The following is an 18,414-nucleotide window of genomic DNA, read 5'->3' as shown; positions in this document are numbered from 1 at the left end:
TACAAATGAAAAGTCGCTTAATATTTCTGATGTCAACACTGACTATAATAATTTGCGCTTTTATTTCAACACCACCTATTCCAAATGAAGACTGGCCAGAATATAATGGAAATGGAGACCGGAATCATTTTTCTGTTCTTACGCAGATTGATAAGGAAAATGTAACCCAGCTTAAAATCGCCTGGACTTATCATTCCGGAGGAGCAGATACTGTCAGGAACCGTACACAAATGCAGTGTAATCCGATAGTCATCAATGGAATGTTATATGGTGTGTCCGCCGAAACACAGGCATTTGCCATTGATGCAGAAACGGGAAAGGAAATTTGGAAAACAAAAATTTCTGATAATGGCGGAACCACCAGCCGCGGCGTTACTTTTTGGGAAAATAAAGAAGATAAACGTATTTTTTTCGGGGCGGGAAAATGGCTATATGCGTTGAATGCCGACACCGGTGAGTTAATAGCAAATTTTGGAGAGCAAGGGCGAATAAATCTTAAAGAAGGAGTTGAACGGCCCGGGGCTGATGATTATATACTTTCCAATACGCCCAACACAATCTTTAAAAATCTGATCATTACCGGAACGAGAGTCAGTGAATCTGAAACTGCATTACTTGGGGATATTCGGGCATTTGATGTGGTGACGGGCAGAAAAATCTGGACCTTTCATACCATTCCCGAAAAAGGAGAACCGGGTTATGAAACATGGTTAAAACAACCGGCTAGACAAAATATCGGCGGAGCAAATTCCTGGGCAGGCATGGCAATTGACAGAAAACGAGGAATTGTATATATCCCGACGGGTTCAGCAGCCTATGATTTTTATGGCGGCAACAGGCCGGGAAAAAACCTTTATGCCAATTGTCTTCTCGCCTTAAATGCAAAAACCGGAAAATTGATTTGGCATTACCAACTGGTGCATCACGATATTTGGGACCGGGATCCGCCTTGTCCGCCTAATTTGGTAACGATAATAAATCATGGAAAAAAAGTTGATGCGGTGGTACAAATCACCAAGCAAGGTTACGTTTTTGTCTTTGACAGAGAAAATGGAAAACCTTTATTTCCGATAAAAGAAACGGCATTTCCAATGGATGGAGTCCCGGGTGAAAAGCCAAATGCCACGCAGCCCATACCTACCCTGCCACTACCTTTTACACGACAAAGTTTTACGGAAAAAGATCTTAATTCATTTGTAGCAGACCGCGACTCGCTTGCCGGACTTATCAGAAAAGCCAGAACTGGCAGTGCTTATATTCCGATTGGTTTTGAGATGACGATTTTTTACCCCGGAACAGATGGAGGTGCGCAGTGGGGTGGCGCAGCGGCAGATAACGACGGAATTTTATATGTTCCGGCAAAAGAAATTCCCGTATACACCTCGCTGGTCAAAAAACCTTCAACTGCTGAAAACAAAGCTGGCACTTCCCGTCTTTATATGCTAAACTGCGCAGCTTGTCACGGCGCCGATCGTAATGGAAATCATGACGGCTCCTACCCTTCTTTGGTTAATATTGACAAGAGATTAAATCAGAAACAGGTTCACCAGCTTTTACTAAAAGGCCGCGGAATGATGCCCTCTTTTTCACATCTTCCGGAGGCCGAAAGAGAAGCAATTGTTGACTTTATTTTCGGTAAAAAATCTGAAAAAGAAATGGCGTCAACCCAGAAAACTGACGTTCCTTACCAGCATACAGGATATAATCGTTGGTATGACAAAAATGGTTATCCAATCAGCCAACCACCGTGGGGAACGCTTACTGCGGTAGATTTGAACACAGGGCAACGAAAATGGCGGGTTCCGCTTGGCGAGTATAAAGAATTGACTAACAAAGGAATAAAACCAACTGGTACGGATAATTATGGCGGACCACTTGTAACGGCAAGCGGCCTGGTATTTATTGCAGCATCCAAAGACGAATACATCAGGGCGTTTGATAAGGTAACCGGTAAAATACTCTGGAGTGCGAAATTGCCATTTGCCGGCTACGCCTCTCCGAGCGCTTATTCTGTGAATGGCAAACAGTATATTGTAATTGCCTGCGGCGGCGGGAAACTTAATACAAAATCAGGCGATCAGTTTGTTGCTTTTGCTTTACCTTAACAGCTGTTTTAATTTAAAATTTAAATTGTGAGCATATATAATCTGCCTTTTGATTTAGACGAGCTGCAAAATCAAACTTCGGAAAATGTAATTATCCGGACCTATACTTCCAATCAAAATACGAACAAGAACAAAATCATTTTGCATCAGAATATGATCAATATGATTATTAACGGAACAAAAAGTGTCGTTTATGCCGAAAATACGACTACAATTTCTGCCGGAGAATTGCTGATCTTGTCAAAAGGAAATTGCCTAACCAGTGAAGTACGGCCTGAAAACACTGCTTTTACAAGTATCCTGCTTTATTTCAGCAATACAGTTTTGTCCGAATTCCTGATTAAATATAAATCCGTGGTTCCGGGTGACCAGGCTGAATTATCCAAAACACCATTTCTGGTTTTCAGGCAAGACAGTTTTATAAAAAATTATATTGAGTCTCTAAATCTGATGCTCAAACCTCCCAAAACGTTTTCATCCGAACTGAAACGGCTGAAACTGGAAGAGTTGTTACTATATCTGCTGCAAAATGATCCGGAAAAATTTCTTTCCCTGCAAGTTGACATGCTGGACAACGAGGATATGAGAATACGCAAAGCGGTGGAAAGCAATCTAACAAATCAGGTTACGGTGGAGGAACTGGCTTTTATTTGTAATTGCAGTATTTCCACTTTCAAACGGAAGTTTACAAAAATCTATAATACTTCTCCTCAAAAATGGTTATTAGAGAAAAAGATGCAGTTCGCTGCCACTTTGCTGCACCAAAAAGACGAAAAACCAGGATTGGTTTACCAAAAAGTAGGTTATGAAAACCATTCAAGTTTCTCCAAATCCTTTAAACAATATCACAGTATCACACCGACGGAATATCAGCAAAAAATATTGAACGTCCAGCCACAATAATTGAACTTCCTGCGATAACTTTCATCTAACCGCTCATGGTACATTTGTTGAAAATTTATTCGACAATAATTGATAAAAATGGAAATTACAGAAAGGAATAAAGCAGTTGTTCTGCGTTTTAATAAAGAGGTGATTGAAGAGGGAAATCTTCAATCGTTTGAAGAATTGATGGATAAAGATTTTATCAATCACTCCGCTCCGGAAGGTGCGGATCATGGACCAGCCGGTATGATCAATTTTTTCAACAATATCCTCAGACCCGCTTTTCCGGATTTGAAAGTAATCATTCATACGCAGGTAGCGGAAGATGATTTAGTGACAACCAGAAAATCGATAACCGGTACGCACAGAGGAATTATTTTTGGCATAACACCAACGGGAAAAGAGGTTAGCATCGACGTTATTGACATTGTTAAAGTCCGTGACAGAAAATATTTTGAACATTGGGGACTAAATACACTGCCGGCCGTGCTCGCTAAATTATCTGAGTAATTTCAACTTTGAAAAACCAAAAAACTGTATCCGAAAAATTCGGGATACCGTTTTTTGGTTTAAATTTCCTTCCAACAATTATAACTCAGCAACTTCCGGATATTCCTTTTTCCTATGCAATTTTGAAATAAAATTGGTTGATAAACTTGCGACTGCTGCAACTGCCAACAAGGCGATAAGCCATGGGGCGTGTCCAACAATTCGCTGCGTTTGAACCGTTATAAAATTTGAATTTTCTGTGATTCTTTCTACCATCCATCCTGATGCTGCAAGGGCAGAAAATACTGCGCCTGAGATTCTGATCACGGAGTAAAATTTGCTTCTACTTAAAATAATCAGCCACGGAAATACAGCTGCAATGACAAAAAGCTGCATCAGTTCGATGCCAAGATTAAATCCGAGAATACTTAATCCCAAATGAAAAATATCAAGATTCAGACTTACCAGCGTTCCTGCGAAAGCCATGCCGTGAATCAATCCAAAACCCACAGCAACAACCGCCTCTTTTCCTGAAAATATGGGTCTGAAAGCATGAATTGCTGAAATAATAATAGAAAAGGCAATTACAATTTCAACCAGTTGTGACGGAAAAGTAAACAAACCTAAGGCACCGGCTATCAAAGTAACTGAATGCCCGATTGTAAAAGCCGTAACAATTTTCAAAAGACGGATCCAGCTATAACGCCAGCCGCCAAATGTTCCCCAACGTCTCCGGTTCACAAGTAAAGGGGCAGGAAGTAAAAGTACCAGAAGAAACAGTAAATGGTCTGTTCCCTCGGCAATATGGTGCATGCCCAAAACGACGGTTTGTTTAAATCCATTCCATATACCGCCTGTTTCCAGATTTACTTTAAATGGAAAAATTTTGTTGCTTCGGATGTCGAAAGAAATCACACCAAGTTCCACCGGTTTTTCTCCATAAAGTCCTGCTTCCCAATCCTGTTGAACCGAAATTAATGCGAAATGTGTAACAACCTGATGCATGATCACGTCATAATTCAAATCAAATTCCCGCGTGGTTTCGCCTTCGGAAGGAGTCATAACTACTTTTGCATGAAGTTCAAAATACGGTCCGCTTGCGCTTGCGGGAATTTTCTGTACAAAAAGATCTTCAACCGAAACAGTCCATGGTTTACCATCTTTACTTACCGGGTGAATATGTACAATAAGATAAGATTTCAGTTCAGGCGACAGGCGACTTACCAGGTTTTCCGGATGCTGATTTACCTGATGTCCAAATGCCAGTTCAAGTTCATTTAAAGGAAGTTGTAATTCGGCATAAACTTTACCTGGCTGAATATCCAGAGACATAACGGAATTCGGCATCGGGTGTGCAGATACATTCCCCGAAATAAAAAACAGAACCAGCAGCGTTAACATCAGCCGCCGGTATTGGCGACTGATGTTGGAAATGGCTATTTTCATATTGCTGATTAATTATTAAAGCCCGTTATAATCCCGTGTATGATCACGATACACAGAGTGATAATGAATTTCATTTTGATATACCACACCCGACTGACAAACAAATTCTATCCAGACACTTGGTCCGTCGATTCGAACATAATCTGCATTGTTAGTAAGTGTTGCATTACCTGAATAGGAAATGTACGTTCCTGCCAACTCGTTTTCGTAAAGTTTGAGATTTGCCGTACCGGTAGCATTATCCACATCATTGGTCCATGGTTTCATGGCAGCCAGCACTAAAAGTTTTTGGGCATCACTTAAAGTACTTACCGCAACGCCCAGTTTTGTAGTCGGAAATTGTCCGTCCTTATTTGGTCCCAGCGCCACATCACTGAATGTAGTCGATAGTTTTGCCGAGGCCAGCTGAGCTGTTGAAAGTGACGCCAGCATCGCAGCCATTGCATCATGCTCAACTGCCAAAGGTGCGTAGGTAGTGGTTCCGGCAGTCCAGGTTTTGGGTTCAATTCCCTGGTGCGACGGCGTTGCACTGGCCACAGCTCCGGCATTGTACGTTATATTCTGTGCGTAGTGATGGCCGCCAAATTGCAGCATCCACGTTCCGGTCACACTTGGTGTTCCTAAAAACGCAATAATATATAGTCCCGAGCCGTAGCCATTTGCTTTGGTAGCCAAAACATCATCGGCAGCATTTATTTGGCTGAATTCATCATAGCCATCATTGGCACTTGTACCCGACGCCGCAGCAATTATAGCTTTTGCGGCCGCAAGTTGTGTGGCGCTTAATGTGCTGAATTCAATTCCATTTCGAATTTTTACACCACCTGGTAAGTTTGACCATTTTATTGCATTTGCCTTGGTAAGACTAATCTGAACCGTTGCCAGCTGGGCAGCAGAAAGTGTTGCCTTGAACGCCTCAACTGCACAAACCACCTTTGCAACCGTTGTAGTGGCCGTGCTGCAATCAACGGTGCTGGTAGTAGCATCGGAAACTGTCAACGAAATATTACAGCTCATGCTGCCGAAAGTAATGGCAAAAATGGCTGTCCCGACTGACGTCGGCGTTCCGGTAATTGTATAGGCCAGATTTCCCGCACCAGATGCCAACTTTCCCGCCTGCAAAGTGGCAGTGAGGCCGGTTACACCCGTTGAAGAAATGGCAGAACCCGCATTATAGGCCACCGCGTTTCCACCTGTGTAGGGCACCGTCACCGTTCCGGTATAAGCAGTTCCGTTTATTGCAGTTGAAGAAAAAGTGGCAGAGGTACAGGTTAAGGCGGTAATTGTAGCAGTTTCCGATGTTACATCGTCACTCGTGCTGGATTTACAGCAAATGAAAAAAGCAAAAAAGAGTAGTAGTAATAATTTGGAAAGAAATTGTTGCGCTTTCATAAAAATGAAATTAGATGGTCAGATATAAATCTATAACGCAGTGTCTTTTTCCTTGCCCAAAAGTTTGTGGTGAACTGATAGAATGTTGTGGTGAATGATCCGTTAGAAAAAAATAGGTTTACAAAAGGAAGTTTTCTTGGTCGCACACAAATAGTTAACCCTTGAAAACTGCATTAAAACTTTCCTCAAAACTGCTTCCCAGTGGAATTTCCTCTTCTGCAATTTTGATGACCTTGTTTCGTACCAGAATAATTTTATCGAGAGAAACGGTGTAGGAACGGTGTACGCGTAGAAAACCTTTTTCAGGAAGTTTTTCCAAAATCGCTTTCATCGTTAATCTTACTACGACCGGCTTTTGTCCGGCTAAATGGATTTTAAGATAATTGTCCAGTCCTTCAATAAAAATAATGTCAGCTATGGCCACTTTGACCAAACTGTAATCTACCCTGAAATAAAGATATTTCTCCTGGCTGCCAGACGATTGCTGATGCAATTTCTGCAAATCCTGGGCTTTGGTTACGGCTTTCAAAAATCTGTCGAATGTGAAAGGTTTTAAAAGATAATCTACCGCATCAAGTTCGTAACTTTCAACGGCGTATTCGTTATAGGCTGTGGTGAAGATGACCATGGCAGGATGAGGCATGGCTTTGTAAAAATTTATTCCGGAAACCGCCGGCATATTAATATCCAGAAATACAAGATCCACAGGATTTTCTTCGAGATAAAGGTTTGCTTCACCAGTTTTAGAAAACGTTTTTTTGAGATCAATAAAATTAACCTGACTACAAAACGCATCCAATACTTCCAAAGCAGGTCTTTCGTCATCCAATGCTATTGCCTTGATCATATCAGTTCAATTTCAAGTTCGACTTTAAAAAACTCCGTGTTGTTATCAATCCGCAATTTGTGTTTATTGGCATAAAAAAGATGTAAACGTTCCCTTGTGTTCGCAAGGCCGATATTTGTCGAATATTCTTTATTTATGATCGTTACTTTTTTGTTTATTACCAACAGATAAACGGATTCATTTTTGATATCAATCCGAATATCAATTTTTGAATCTTCATCCGGATTCACGCCATGTTTGAAAGCGTTTTCGATAAATGAAAAAAGTAGAAGGGGCGCAATTTTTTGATTTTTCGCCGTTCCGTTCACTTCAAAATTCAGATTTACAGAATCTCTTAAACGTGAAATCTGCAAATCAATATAATTTGTAATATAGCCGATTTCCTTATCCAGAAAAACTTCATTTTCATTCGCATCTTTCAACAGATAACGCATGAATTCCGAAAGTTTTACAATGGAATCCGGCGCTTTGTCATCCTTTTTGATCGTAAGTGCATAAATACTGTTAAGCGTGTTAAACAAAAAATGCGGATGGATTTGCGCTTTCAAATGTGCAAGTTCAGCGGCAAGCCTTTCTTTTTCGGCCTGTAACAAACGGCTGTTTACTTGCAATAGAATTGAAAAAAGTGCAACCACGGCAAACAGATAAATATGATGTTTCACTTCTTCAAAAAAAATGCTTCCTACTGGTCTTGATGGAATAAAATGGCCATTGTGAGGATTGAAGCCACCCATTCTGCCGGGATGATCCTGCCAGGAAAAATTGCCTGTTACAAATGATGGAAAAAATAAAATTAGCCCGAAGCCGACGGCAAGGAATAATGAATAAACCAGATACTTTTCCCGGAAATAAACCCTTGGTATCAATATGTAATAGTTGATATAAAAGAAAACCAGCATAAGTAAGTTCACAACAAAATCTCTTTGTGTTGGTTTTGACAAAAAATAACCAACTTCTTCCGGCGGCCTGGGTGATAAGGTCAGCGGCAAAAGCAGAAATGCCAGACATCCCAGAATATGGTACAGATATTGGTTTTTAGGTTTTGTCATTTCATTCAAAACTTTGTCATAATAACTTACAAGTTACCTGAAAGAAAGTACAGCTTACCAAAATTGTGATCAATATTAAAAGTGTGGGGGCGAAAAAGGCTTTCACGCAATATTGTGTTAGCTGTGACTGTCTTATCAAAATTAAAATTGCTATACAGAATCCTCGTTATTTTTATTTCAAAACAAACAAATAAAATAGTTATATTTCTTCTGCAATTCAGACTATTAAAATTTTTACAAGACTTAAAAATGGAAGATAAACACCCAACTTACGCAAACGGGAAAGTCTGTTACATTGAAATTCCTTCTGATGATGTAAATGTATCAGCTGCCTTTTATGAAACCGTTTTTGGCTGGAATATCCGGCGCCGTGATGATGGCAGCATTTCCTTTGATGACGGTGCCGGGGAAGTGAGCGGAACTTGGATTACCGATAGAAAAGCAGTTTCGGAAATTGGCATGATTACGCATATAATGGTTGATGATATCAACATTACAATGAAAATCATAAAAGATAACGGAGGAAAAATTACGGAAGAGATCGGAAGACATTTACCGGAAATCACCGCGCGTTTTGCTGATCCGTATGGTAACATCTGGGGCCTTTATCAGGAAAGAAATTAATAAGTGCTTAACTATGAAGATGATCAGATCACACCTGACTTTTTCAATCCAATGTTTGCTCTGTACGCCATAATAAATCCGCAACAGGAAAACTTTCCGTAAAATAAGTAATCAGGAATATTTTATGGAGTTGTAACCTAAAACTGACTTTTAGTAATAAATTTGTCAGTAACAGATACCGAAATTAATACCCTCCAACGTTTGATTTTTATAATTTAAAGAATGACTAATCCAGAAACCGTTCAGGAATTTTACAGCCGTGTACCCGCAGCTAACCGACTTGGTTTACCAATGAACAATGCAGGTGCCGGACATTTTAATGTTTTTTCCAGGGAATCCTGTGCCATTATTACGCCATACAGCCGCAGGGATTTTTACAAAGTTTCACTCATTATCGGCACAGGAAAACTGCATTATGCAGATAAGTGGATCGCAATTGACAGGCCTGCACTTCTCTTTTCAAACCCTGTTGTCCCCTATTCCTGGGAAGCAGAATCACATGTACAACAAGGCTGGTTTTGTCTGTTTACTGAGGCATTTCTTCAACCGGATGAACGAAACCAAAGCTTGCAGGACTCACCATTATTCAAAATCGGAGGAAACCCTGTTTTTTTTATTGACGATTTGCAGCTTGAAGAAGTTTCCGGGATTTTCAAAAAAATGATGCGCGAAATTGCCTCTGAATATACCCATAAGTATAGTTTATTGCGAAATTACCTTCATTTGGTTATCCATGAAGCCATGAAGTTGAACCCCGCAGATAATTTCGAAAAACATGTAAATGCATCTTCAAGAATCACTTCCCTTTTTATTGAACTTCTTGAAAGACAATTTCCTATTGACACGCCGGAAGCTGCTCTTAAAATGAAAACGGCGAACGATTACGCACTTAACCTTTCGGTACATGTAAATCATTTGAACCGGTCGGTAAAAGAAACTACCGGAAAGACTACTACCGAGCATATTGCTGCCAGAATAACCCGTGAAGCCTGCGCCTTATTGCAGCACACGGATTGGGATATTTCAGAAATTGCTTATAGTCTTGGTTTTGAATATCCCGCCTACTTTACAAATTTCTTCAAAAAACATATTGGCGTACCTCCCGGCGAAATCAGACATCCGGCTGTTTGAATTTTATAAATATCTGTTTGAATATTTTAAAACAGGCCACGCCATGTTCTATTAATTTTGTTCCAACAAAAATCAGGAATTATGAAGTACAGAAATCTTGGAACAACAGCCGAAAAACTTTCAGCCCTGGGGCTGGGGTGCATGGGAATGAGCTTCGCTTATGGCCCCACTGATGATGCAGAAAGTATCGCCACATTACACAAAGCACTGGATCTGGGAATCAATTTTTGGGATACCGCGGATATGTATGCCAATGGTTTGAATGAAGAACTTGTTTCAAAAGTACTGGTGCCAAACCGGGATAAAATTTTCATAGCTACCAAATTCGGTTTTCGTTTTAAAGATGGAGTTGCCGGACCCAGCAATTCTGCCGGCACCTATTTTGACGGCTCTCCCGAGTGGATAAAAGTAGCGGTAGAAAAAAGTTTGAAAAGATTAAAAATCGATACTATTGATCTTTATTACGCTCATAGGGTAGACAAAAATGTACCTATTGAGGAAACCGTTGGCGCAATGGCAGAACTTGTTAAAGAAGGAAAAGTGCGCTATCTGGGTTTGAGTGAGGCTTCGGCAACATCAATCCGAAAGGCGCAGGCGGTTCACCCGATTGCTGCATTGCAAAGTGAATATTCGTTATTGACAAGAGATGTTGAAGGTGAGATTTTGACTACAATTCGTGAGCTCGGCATTTCGCTGGTTCCCTATTCTCCTCTGGCAAGAGGGCTGGTTACAAATAAACTTAATCTCGACACCTTAACTGACGATGATTTTCGCAAATCCTTGCCGCGCTATCAACAGGAAAATGCCGACAATAATGCAAAACTGGTAAGCGGTTTTGCTGACATTGCATCCGGTAAAAACTGTACACCTGCCCAGCTTGCACTTGCCTGGGTATTGGCTCAGGGAGATGATATTATTCCAATTCCGGGTACGAAAAAACGGAAATATCTGGAAGAAAATGTTGGTGCAATTGACGTAAATTTATCTGCTGAGGACCTGAAAACAATTGATGAATTAATAGCAAAGTATCCTAACACAGGCGAACGCTACAACGAAGGCTCCATGAAACTGGTGAATAATTAATTTGAAGATATAAAATCCTTGCAAGCGCAGACAGACTGATTTCTGTTTGCGCTTTTTTATTTGATTTAATAGCTGGTTCAACCTCTTTAAATCAAATCATTACAATTCTTCAAAACCATAATAAATACATCACAAGACTTGGTTTAACCATTTCATTTTCAGTCAGTATCCCACAAATTTGTTGTGATAAAAAACTATAAGAAGTCATTATCAGATAGCACGTTTTGGTGCAATCAGAATTGAAAATATTTAGAATAAGGTTTTGGAATATAGAAAGTGGTGATCATGAATATCGTTCCGGGCTCCGGGACGATATTTTCAAATCTTGAAATGAACAAATTATCCTGATAATATACAAGCATTCCCATCATTGGGCCATTTCAACAGCTTTTAGAAAGCAATATTTTTGTAACAAGAAACTTAATGTCGTTTGGTGAAGAAACTTAGCGCCAGCAATTTCACTGAGTATTCCCTCTCGGCACTCCTGCCCTAAAACTCACTTTTGGCATTAGCGGCACAGACCGCTTTTCATACCAGATGACATTAAGTTTCTCAATTTAAATCAAAAGATCATGGCTAAATCTTCCAGAATTCTAACCATCCTGTTGCTGGGCGCTACTGTTTTACTGGCATTTGCAGTTTTATGCAAACTTCATGCAGATACTTATTAATTGGTATTTCGAGAAAAGCAGCCATTTTTGAATAAAATCTTTTTGATAAAAAAAGAGCGCACCTGAAATTCAGGTACGCCCGTCAGGTTATTTTGAACAGATTTATTGTGCAACGAATATTTTATTTAATCTGCTTAATCACAGCAATAATATCTTCTTCGCCAAAAACCGTTTCGGCTTCCTGAAAAGTTTTATAAACTGTTTCAGCCAAAGGCGTATCCAATCCCTCCGCTTTTGCCAGACGGAGATCTTTGGCGATGTGTTTTAAAGCAAAAGCAGCCTGGTAATTATCATGGATAATTGCTTCACCTTTAATTTTTCCAAACACATTTCCTAACGCGCTGTTGTTGATAATTGTCATTAAATCTTCGGTAGCAATTCCGTTTTTATTGGCAAAGCAGATTGCTTCGGCCAACCCCTGTGCGTGAAATGCAAGTAAAGTATTAACAGCAAGTTTAGCCGTATTACCAGCACCGGTATCACCCACGCGCAAGGCAAGTTTTCCCAATTTTTCCAGAATAGGTTTAGCAGTTTCAAATATTTCGTCTTCACCTCCCGCCATGATGACAAGCTGTCCTTCTTCCGCCTGCTTCACACTGCCGGACACCGGCGCATCCAGATAATTATTCCCCTGACTTTTGCAGAGAGCAGCCATTTCCTTGCTGATTGCGGGAGAAACTGTGCTCATGTTAATAATGATTTTCCCGCTCGTTCCGGCACTTAATAATCCTTGGTCGCCGTTGAAAACAGCATGAATTGCCTTATCATCCGACACCATAATAATTATTAAATCTGTTAGTCCGATCAGTTCCGCCGGCGTAGAAGCTATCTCTGCTCCTGACTCTTTCAAATCTTTTTTTTTATCCTTGCTTCGGTTAAAAACGGTTATCGAAAATCCGGATTTTATCAACTGGCGAGACATTGGCACACCCATTTTTCCCAGCCCAATCCAACCTATTTTAGTGTTGCTCATCATTTTTTTCTGTTTATTATATGAATTTAGATTGTTATGATCACAATTTAAACTGCAAGGTAAAAAAGAAGCTGCGTGCATCGCATTGATCAGCACCAGATTTGTAAAAACCGAAAGATAAGTTTCAAGGATTGTTTGTTTTATATAATGCAACAGCTCTTTCCGCAAAAGATTCAATACCTGGATTTCTGGATTGATACATTGGTACGCTACCGGTAGATATTGAAGGTAACAGTATCCGATTTTTGAACCGTAAATAATATATCATTCAAATAACCTATTAGCAGCGCTAGCTCGGATGCATTTTGAAGATAAATCCGAGTTTTTTAATGATGTTTTTACGATAAGTTTTGATGGTATGAAAACTCAAAAATAACTGCTCAGCAATCTCTTTATTGGATAATCCTTTTGATATAAGTTATATGATCTCCGTCTCACGATCAGACAGAAAAGGAATATTTCTTCCCTTTGGGAAGCCCAAATCCTTCGTATCAAACTCACTAAGAAAATGATGGTCCAATGATTTTTGGGCAAAAATGTTTTTGTCGAAAATTTGTACGCTTATTGGTTTAATTTTACACAATGTTGGATGGACATTGTACTAACCAGAATAATAATCCGTATCTATGGCGATGACAAACGAAGAAAAGGCAGTTAAGGCAACTTACTTTAGTATTATCGGAAATACCAGTTTGGCGGTTATAAAAGGATTTGCTGGTTATTTTGGGAACTCCTACGCACTTATTGCTGATGCTATCGAATCCACAAGTGATATTTTTTCATCGCTTCTGGTACTCTTCGGGATTAAATATTCTAATCGTCCCGCCGACAAAAATCATCCATATGGGCATGGCCGTGCCGAGCCATTGATCACTTTTCTTGTGGTTGGTTTCTTAATAACTTCTGCCGTTGTGATTGCCTATGAAAGCATTGAAAATATTCTTACTCCCCATGAGTTGCCCAAACCTTTCACGCTTTTTGTTTTAGGTGCTATTATTGTTTGGAAAGAAATTTCATTCAGGCTTGTAATTAAGAAAAGTGTTGAGACGAATAGTTCTTCATTGAAAGCAGATGCCTGGCATCATAGAAGTGATGCGATTACCTCCGTGGCTGCGTTTATCGGTATTTCCATTGCTCTTGTTTTCGGAAAAGGTTATGAGTCAGCTGATGACTGGGCGGCGCTTTTTGCATCTGTATTTATTCTTTATAACAGCTATCTCATTTTCAGACCTGCCCTTGGAGAGATTATGGATGAAAATCTTTATGAAGATTTAATTGAAGAGATCAGGCGTATTGCATTAACTGTCGAAGGTATTTTAGGTACCGAAAAATGCCTGATCAGGAAATCAGGAATGAAATATCTGGTTGATTTGCATGCAACCGTAGATGCCAATATTTCAGTAAAACAAGGACATATATTGGCTCATAAATTGAAAGATAAATTACAGCTGGAAATTCCTGAGATAGAATTTATTCTAATCCATATTGAGCCATTTGAGAGGAAATTTTAAGATAAATTAGTTTGTAGCGACTAATGAAGTATTGCGAGTATTGCCTAAACATTGCCTGCCCATTTTGAAATGTAGAAATGTTAGGTTTTAATCTAATATCTAAATAGTTACATACAATTGTGATGGCAAGAATTCGCGTCCCGCCTACACGGTGCAGTATTATGCGCAGTCCCGGGTCGGGCGAGCGGGACTGCGGATCACGGAAGAGATAAACAGCACAAAAAAGACCATCCTTTCGAGATGGTCTTTTTTGTGTAATAGTATTGTGGCGGCTACACTAGGCGTGCCCCCTACTTTACCAGGTTTGACCGGGTCGCGCAGACCGGGTCACGTTGACCCAAGTATCATCGGCGGTTCCCGGCTTAGCTTCTCTGTCCCGGGCCGGGCTCGCGGACGAGCGGACAACGCAGCCTGGGAAGAGGTGAAGGGAGTGTCGCCCCAGACCGAGCCAATAGTAACCAACAAAAAAAGCCTCACATTTCTGCGAGGCTTTGATTATAATAGTATTGTGGCGGCTACCTACTTTACCAGGTTTGACCCAAGTATCATCGGCGGTTCCGGGCTTAACTTCTCTGTTCGGGATGGGAAGAGGTGAACACCGGGCCAATAGCCACCAACAAGATTTTCTGTTGGTTAATTTGTGACTTCGGGATGGAAACAGGTGAAGACTTCGCGTCTCGGCGAATCGTCGCACCGTCCAGGCCAATAGCCACCAACAAGCTCTTTGAGTGTGTACAATGATTGAATGATAGAGTGTTGGAATGATAGCGGTCCGCCGCTGCGGAATATTCTCTCATTCACTTATTCAAAATTCATTCATTGAATTTCATGTCATATTGGAAGCAAAAGAGAATGAGTTTTAAGATTTTTCTGTCTTTTAAGGGAAAGAAAATGAGCAAGCTGTTGGGTAATTAGTACTGCTCAGCTGAATGTATTTCTACACGTACACCTGCAGCCTATCAACGTCGTAGTCTACAACGACCCTTGTGTGGAAGATTCATCTTCGGGCTAGTTTCGCACTTAGATGCTTTCAGCGCTTATCTATTCCCCACATAGCTACTCGGCCATGCCCCTGGCGGGACAACCGATTCACCAGCGGTGGGTCCACCCCGGTCCTCTCGTACTAAGGGCAGCCCCCGTCAATCTTCCTACGCCCACCACAGATAGGGACCGAACTGTCTCACGACGTTCTGAACCCAGCTCGCGTGCCACTTTAATCGGCGAACAGCCGAACCCTTGGGACCTTCTCCAGCCCCAGGATGTGACGAGCCGACATCGAGGTGCCAAACCTCCCCGTCGATGTGAGCTCTTGGGGGAGATCAGCCTGTTATCCCCGGCGTACCTTTTATCCTTTGAGCGATGGCCCTTCCATACAGAACCACCGGATCACTATACCCTGGTTTCCCACCTGCTCGACCCGTCGGTCTCACAGTCAAGCCTGCTTGTACTATTGCACTCCACACACGGTTACCAAGCGTGTTGAGCAGACCTTTGGAAGCCTCCGTTACACTTTTGGAGGCGACCACCCCAGTCAAACTACCCACCATGCACGGTCCTGCTCATTGAGCAGTTAGATCCCAGGCCAGCGAAGGGTGGTATTTCAACGTTGGCTCCACGATGCCTGGCGACACCGCTTCAAAGCCTCCCACCTATCCTACACATCCCTGACCCGAAAACAATGCAAAGCTATAGTAAAGGTGCACGGGGTCTTTCCGTCCCGTGGCGGGTAAGCGGCATCTTCACCGCTACTACAATTTCACCGAGCTCACGGCCGAGACAGTGCCCAGATCGTTACACCATTCGTGCAGGTCGGAACTTACCCGACAAGGAATTTCGCTACCTTAGGACCGTTATAGTTACGGCCGCCGTTTACTGGGGCTTCGATTCAATGCTTTACCTTGCGGCTGACATCCCCTCTTAACCTTCCAGCACCGGGCAGGTGTCAGGCCCTATACGTCAACTTGCGTTTTGGCAGAGCCCTGTGTTTTTGCTAAACAGTCGCCTGGGCCATTTCTCTGCGGCCTCTCTTGCGAGGAGGCTCCCCTTCTCCCGAAGTTACAGGGTTAATTTGCCGAGTTCCTTAGCCGTGATTCACTCGAGCACCTTAGAATATTCTTCTCGACTACCTGTGTCGGTTTACGGTACGGGCTGCATTCAGCTGGCGTTTCAAAAGCTTTTCTTGGAAGCGTTTTCGTATGTTCGCTTCGCCCGTAGGCTCTGCTCAACGCACTATTCCGTCAGTACGTACATACCACAATACTCCGTCACTCTTTCACACTGAACGCAGGGGCAGGAATATTAACCTGCTGTCCATCGGTAATCGCCGCTCGGCTATACCTTAGGCCCCGCCTAACCCTCCGTTGATTAGCATAGCGGAGGAATCCTTAGTCTTTCGGTGTGCGGATTTCTCATCCGCATTATCGTTACTTATGCCTACATTTGCTTTTCTCACCAGTCCAGCCCGGCTTACGCCAAACCTTCACCCCTGTGAGAATGCTCCCCTACCGATCGTAATAAATTACTATCGCATAGCTTCGGTAATATGCTTGATGCCCGTTTATTATCGATGCCCGCCCCGCTCGACCAGTGAGCTGTTACGCACTCTTTAAATGTATAGCTGCTTCCAAGCTAACATCCTGGCTGTCTCTGCAGTCGGACCCCCTTAGTTCAACTTAGCATATATTTTGGGACCTTAGCTGATGCTCTGGGTTGTTCCCCTCTCGGACTGGGACCTTAGCACCCCAGCCCTCACTGCCGTGTATATCATAGCCCATTCGGAGTTTGTCAGAGTTTGGTAGGATTTGACTCCCCCTAGCCCTATCAGTAGCTCTACCTGACCATGACTCAACCACGACGCTGTTCCTAAAAACATTTCGGGGAGTACGAGCTATTTCTCAGTTTGATTGGCCTTTCACCCCTACCCTCAGTTCATCCGAAAACTTTTCAACGTTTACCGGTTCGGTCCTCCACGATGTGTTACCAGCGCTTCAACCTGACCAAGGGTAGATCACCAAGTTTCGCGTCTACAGCCACTGACTAATCGCCCATTTCAGACTCGCTTTCGCTTCGGCTCCTTCATTTCAATGAATTAACCTCGCCAGTGACCGTAACTCGTAGGCTCATTATGCAAAAGGCACGACGTCACCCGAAGGCTCCGTCCGCTTGTAAGCGCATGGTTTCAAGTTCTATTTCACCCCGCTGCTCGCGGTACTTTTCACCTTTCCCTCACGGTACTCGTTCACTATCGGTCTCTCAGGAGTATTTAGCCTTGGCGGATGGTGCCGCCGGATTCGAAGGGGATTTCTCCGGTCCCCACCTACTCAGGATACTCACTCATATAACGCTCTTACCTGTACAGGACTCTCACCCTCTGCGGTTGGCCTTCCCATGCCATTCCAGTTCAATTGTTATACACTTGGTGAGTCCTACAACCCCAGTCTGGCCGTAACCAGGCTGGTTTGGGCTCCTGCGCGTTCGCTCGCCACTACTTGCGCAATCATTATTATTTTCTTCTCCTGGGGGTACTTAGATGTTTCAGTTCCCCCCGTTTGCCCCCCGCAGGGTAATACCACTTCATGGTACTGGGTTGCCCCATTCGGAAATCTGCGGATCAAATCATATGTGCTGATCCCCGCAGCTTATCGCAGCTTATCACGTCCTTCATCGCCTCTGAGAGCCTAGGTATCCTCCATGCGCCCTTAATTCGCTTGCGCGCTCTTAGTTCTTATTCTCTTTTGCTTCTCAATATGTCAATGAACTCGTTACGACTCATTAGTCGTAATGTAGGTAATACTAAACTCGCGTTTTTGTATCACCCTCTTCGATGATGGAAGAGAGTAAATAGTCCGTCTCCAGAAAGGAGGTGTTCCAGCCGCACCTTCCGGTACGGCTACCTTGTTACGACTTAGCCCCAGTCGCCGATTTTACCCTAACGGTGTCTTTAACCTACCGCTTCAGGTCTCCCCGACTCCCATGGCTTGACGGGCGGTGTGTACAAGGTCCGGGAACGTATTCACCGCGTCATAGCTGATACGCGATTACTAGCGATTCCAGCTTCATAGAGTCGAGTTGCAGACTCCAATCCGAACTGAGAACGGCTTTTTGGGATTGGCATCACCTCGCAGTGTAGCTACCCTCTGTACCGCCCATTGTAGCACGTGTGTTGCCCTGGACGTAAGGGCCATGATGACTTGACGTCGTCCCCTCCT

Annotated in this window: 13 protein-coding genes and 3 rRNA genes (1 of these 16 running past the window's edge); 7 read left to right on the top strand and 9 right to left on the bottom strand. The window is 42.4% G+C overall.

The window, feature by feature from the left end; translation table 11 throughout:
- The first annotated feature begins 5 nt into the window (after positions 1-5).
- The 3 genes from IEE83_RS10695 (at position 6) to IEE83_RS10685 (ending at position 3,500) form a co-directional block, all read left to right on the top strand.
- Complete coding sequence (locus IEE83_RS10695; RefSeq protein WP_194120573.1) at positions 6-2,105, top strand: outer membrane protein assembly factor BamB family protein; 2,100 nt, start codon at positions 6-8, stop codon at positions 2,103-2,105.
- A 27-nt stretch (positions 2,106-2,132) separates the two neighbouring features.
- Positions 2,133-3,008 (top strand): helix-turn-helix domain-containing protein, encoded by an 876-nt coding sequence (locus tag IEE83_RS33425; protein WP_194120572.1) that lies wholly within the window; start codon positions 2,133-2,135, stop codon positions 3,006-3,008.
- Between the two features lie 78 nt (positions 3,009-3,086).
- Positions 3,087-3,500 carry an ester cyclase gene (locus IEE83_RS10685; protein ID WP_194120571.1) on the top strand — a complete coding sequence of 138 codons (414 nt, stop codon included), beginning with the start codon at positions 3,087-3,089 and terminating at the stop codon, positions 3,498-3,500.
- A 78-nt stretch (positions 3,501-3,578) separates the two neighbouring features.
- Here IEE83_RS10685 and IEE83_RS10680 read toward each other — a convergent pair whose 3' ends face one another.
- From IEE83_RS10680 to IEE83_RS10665, 4 genes are all read right to left on the bottom strand, one after another.
- Positions 3,579-4,925: a HupE/UreJ family protein gene (locus IEE83_RS10680; protein WP_228101764.1), complete on the bottom strand. Its 1,347-nt coding sequence runs from the start codon at positions 4,923-4,925 to the stop codon at positions 3,579-3,581.
- A 15-nt stretch (positions 4,926-4,940) separates the two neighbouring features.
- Complete coding sequence (locus IEE83_RS10675) at positions 4,941-6,317, bottom strand: DUF3500 domain-containing protein (protein ID WP_194120570.1); 1,377 nt, start codon at positions 6,315-6,317, stop codon at positions 4,941-4,943.
- Positions 6,318-6,471: 154 nt separating this feature from the next.
- Positions 6,472-7,164 (bottom strand): LytR/AlgR family response regulator transcription factor, encoded by a 693-nt coding sequence (locus IEE83_RS10670; RefSeq protein ID WP_194120569.1) that lies wholly within the window; start codon positions 7,162-7,164, stop codon positions 6,472-6,474.
- A complete protein-coding gene (locus tag IEE83_RS10665; protein ID WP_194120568.1) occupies positions 7,161-8,213 on the bottom strand; it encodes a sensor histidine kinase in 1,053 nt (350 codons plus the stop codon). The genes IEE83_RS10670 and IEE83_RS10665 overlap by 4 nt, the downstream gene beginning before the upstream one ends.
- 249 nt (positions 8,214-8,462) lie before the next feature.
- Here IEE83_RS10665 and IEE83_RS10660 point away from each other — a divergent pair, with 249 nt between their 5' ends.
- The 3 genes from IEE83_RS10660 to IEE83_RS10650 all read left to right on the top strand — a co-directional run bounded on the left by IEE83_RS10660 (position 8,463) and on the right by IEE83_RS10650 (position 11,051).
- Positions 8,463-8,837 carry a VOC family protein gene (locus IEE83_RS10660; protein WP_194120567.1) on the top strand — a complete coding sequence of 125 codons (375 nt, stop codon included), beginning with the start codon at positions 8,463-8,465 and terminating at the stop codon, positions 8,835-8,837.
- 222 nt (positions 8,838-9,059) lie between these two features.
- Complete coding sequence (locus IEE83_RS10655; RefSeq protein WP_194120566.1) at positions 9,060-9,968, top strand: helix-turn-helix domain-containing protein; 909 nt, start codon at positions 9,060-9,062, stop codon at positions 9,966-9,968.
- A gap of 81 nt (positions 9,969-10,049) precedes the next feature.
- Positions 10,050-11,051 carry an aldo/keto reductase gene (locus IEE83_RS10650; RefSeq protein ID WP_194120565.1) on the top strand — a complete coding sequence of 334 codons (1,002 nt, stop codon included), beginning with the start codon at positions 10,050-10,052 and terminating at the stop codon, positions 11,049-11,051.
- A 792-nt stretch (positions 11,052-11,843) separates the two neighbouring features.
- Here the strand turns inward: IEE83_RS10650 and IEE83_RS10645 are convergent.
- Both IEE83_RS10645 and IEE83_RS33190 read right to left on the bottom strand, forming a co-directional pair.
- Complete coding sequence (locus tag IEE83_RS10645) at positions 11,844-12,698, bottom strand: NAD(P)-dependent oxidoreductase (RefSeq protein WP_194120564.1); 855 nt, start codon at positions 12,696-12,698, stop codon at positions 11,844-11,846.
- 286 nt (positions 12,699-12,984) lie between these two features.
- Positions 12,985-13,110 (bottom strand): response regulator transcription factor, encoded by a 126-nt coding sequence (locus IEE83_RS33190; protein ID WP_310588576.1) that lies wholly within the window; start codon positions 13,108-13,110, stop codon positions 12,985-12,987.
- A 217-nt stretch (positions 13,111-13,327) separates the two neighbouring features.
- Between IEE83_RS33190 and IEE83_RS10635 the strand changes: the two genes are divergently transcribed.
- Positions 13,328-14,206: a cation diffusion facilitator family transporter gene (locus tag IEE83_RS10635; RefSeq protein ID WP_194123367.1), complete on the top strand. Its 879-nt coding sequence runs from the start codon at positions 13,328-13,330 to the stop codon at positions 14,204-14,206.
- A gap of 506 nt (positions 14,207-14,712) precedes the next feature.
- Here IEE83_RS10635 and rrf read toward each other — a convergent pair.
- The 3 genes from rrf to IEE83_RS10620 all read right to left on the bottom strand — a co-directional run.
- Positions 14,713-14,824 (bottom strand): 5S ribosomal RNA (rrf, locus tag IEE83_RS10630).
- Between the two features lie 273 nt (positions 14,825-15,097).
- A 23S ribosomal RNA gene (locus tag IEE83_RS10625) occupies positions 15,098-17,919 on the bottom strand.
- Positions 17,920-18,061: 142 nt separating this feature from the next.
- Positions 18,062-18,414, bottom strand: a 16S ribosomal RNA gene (locus IEE83_RS10620) (it continues 1,156 nt past the right edge of the window).
- Together the 16S, 23S and 5S rRNA genes form the textbook arrangement of a ribosomal RNA operon.

This window comes from Dyadobacter subterraneus (assembly GCF_015221875.1).
In the GTDB taxonomy this organism is placed as follows: domain Bacteria; phylum Bacteroidota; class Bacteroidia; order Cytophagales; family Spirosomataceae; genus Dyadobacter; species Dyadobacter subterraneus.
Note: the sequence above shows the minus strand (reverse complement) of the source record. Positions and strands in the feature narration are given on the sequence as shown.

Coding starts and splice junctions, on each gene's coding strand:
- IEE83_RS10675 (WP_194120570.1), bottom strand. CDS start 6,317: ATGAAAGCGCAACAATTTCTTTCCAAATTATTACTACTACTCTTTTTT.
- IEE83_RS10655 (WP_194120566.1), top strand. CDS start 9,060: ATGACTAATCCAGAAACCGTTCAGGAATTTTACAGCCGTGTACCCGCA.
- IEE83_RS10680 (WP_228101764.1), bottom strand. CDS start 4,925: ATGAAAATAGCCATTTCCAACATCAGTCGCCAATACCGGCGGCTGATG.
- IEE83_RS10670 (WP_194120569.1), bottom strand. CDS start 7,164: ATGATCAAGGCAATAGCATTGGATGACGAAAGACCTGCTTTGGAAGTA.
- IEE83_RS10635 (WP_194123367.1), top strand. CDS start 13,328: ATGACAAACGAAGAAAAGGCAGTTAAGGCAACTTACTTTAGTATTATC.
- IEE83_RS10650 (WP_194120565.1), top strand. CDS start 10,050: ATGAAGTACAGAAATCTTGGAACAACAGCCGAAAAACTTTCAGCCCTG.
- IEE83_RS10660 (WP_194120567.1), top strand. CDS start 8,463: ATGGAAGATAAACACCCAACTTACGCAAACGGGAAAGTCTGTTACATT.
- IEE83_RS10685 (WP_194120571.1), top strand. CDS start 3,087: ATGGAAATTACAGAAAGGAATAAAGCAGTTGTTCTGCGTTTTAATAAA.
- IEE83_RS10665 (WP_194120568.1), bottom strand. CDS start 8,213: ATGACAAAACCTAAAAACCAATATCTGTACCATATTCTGGGATGTCTG.
- IEE83_RS10645 (WP_194120564.1), bottom strand. CDS start 12,698: ATGATGAGCAACACTAAAATAGGTTGGATTGGGCTGGGAAAAATGGGT.
- IEE83_RS10695 (WP_194120573.1), top strand. CDS start 6: ATGAAAAGTCGCTTAATATTTCTGATGTCAACACTGACTATAATAATT.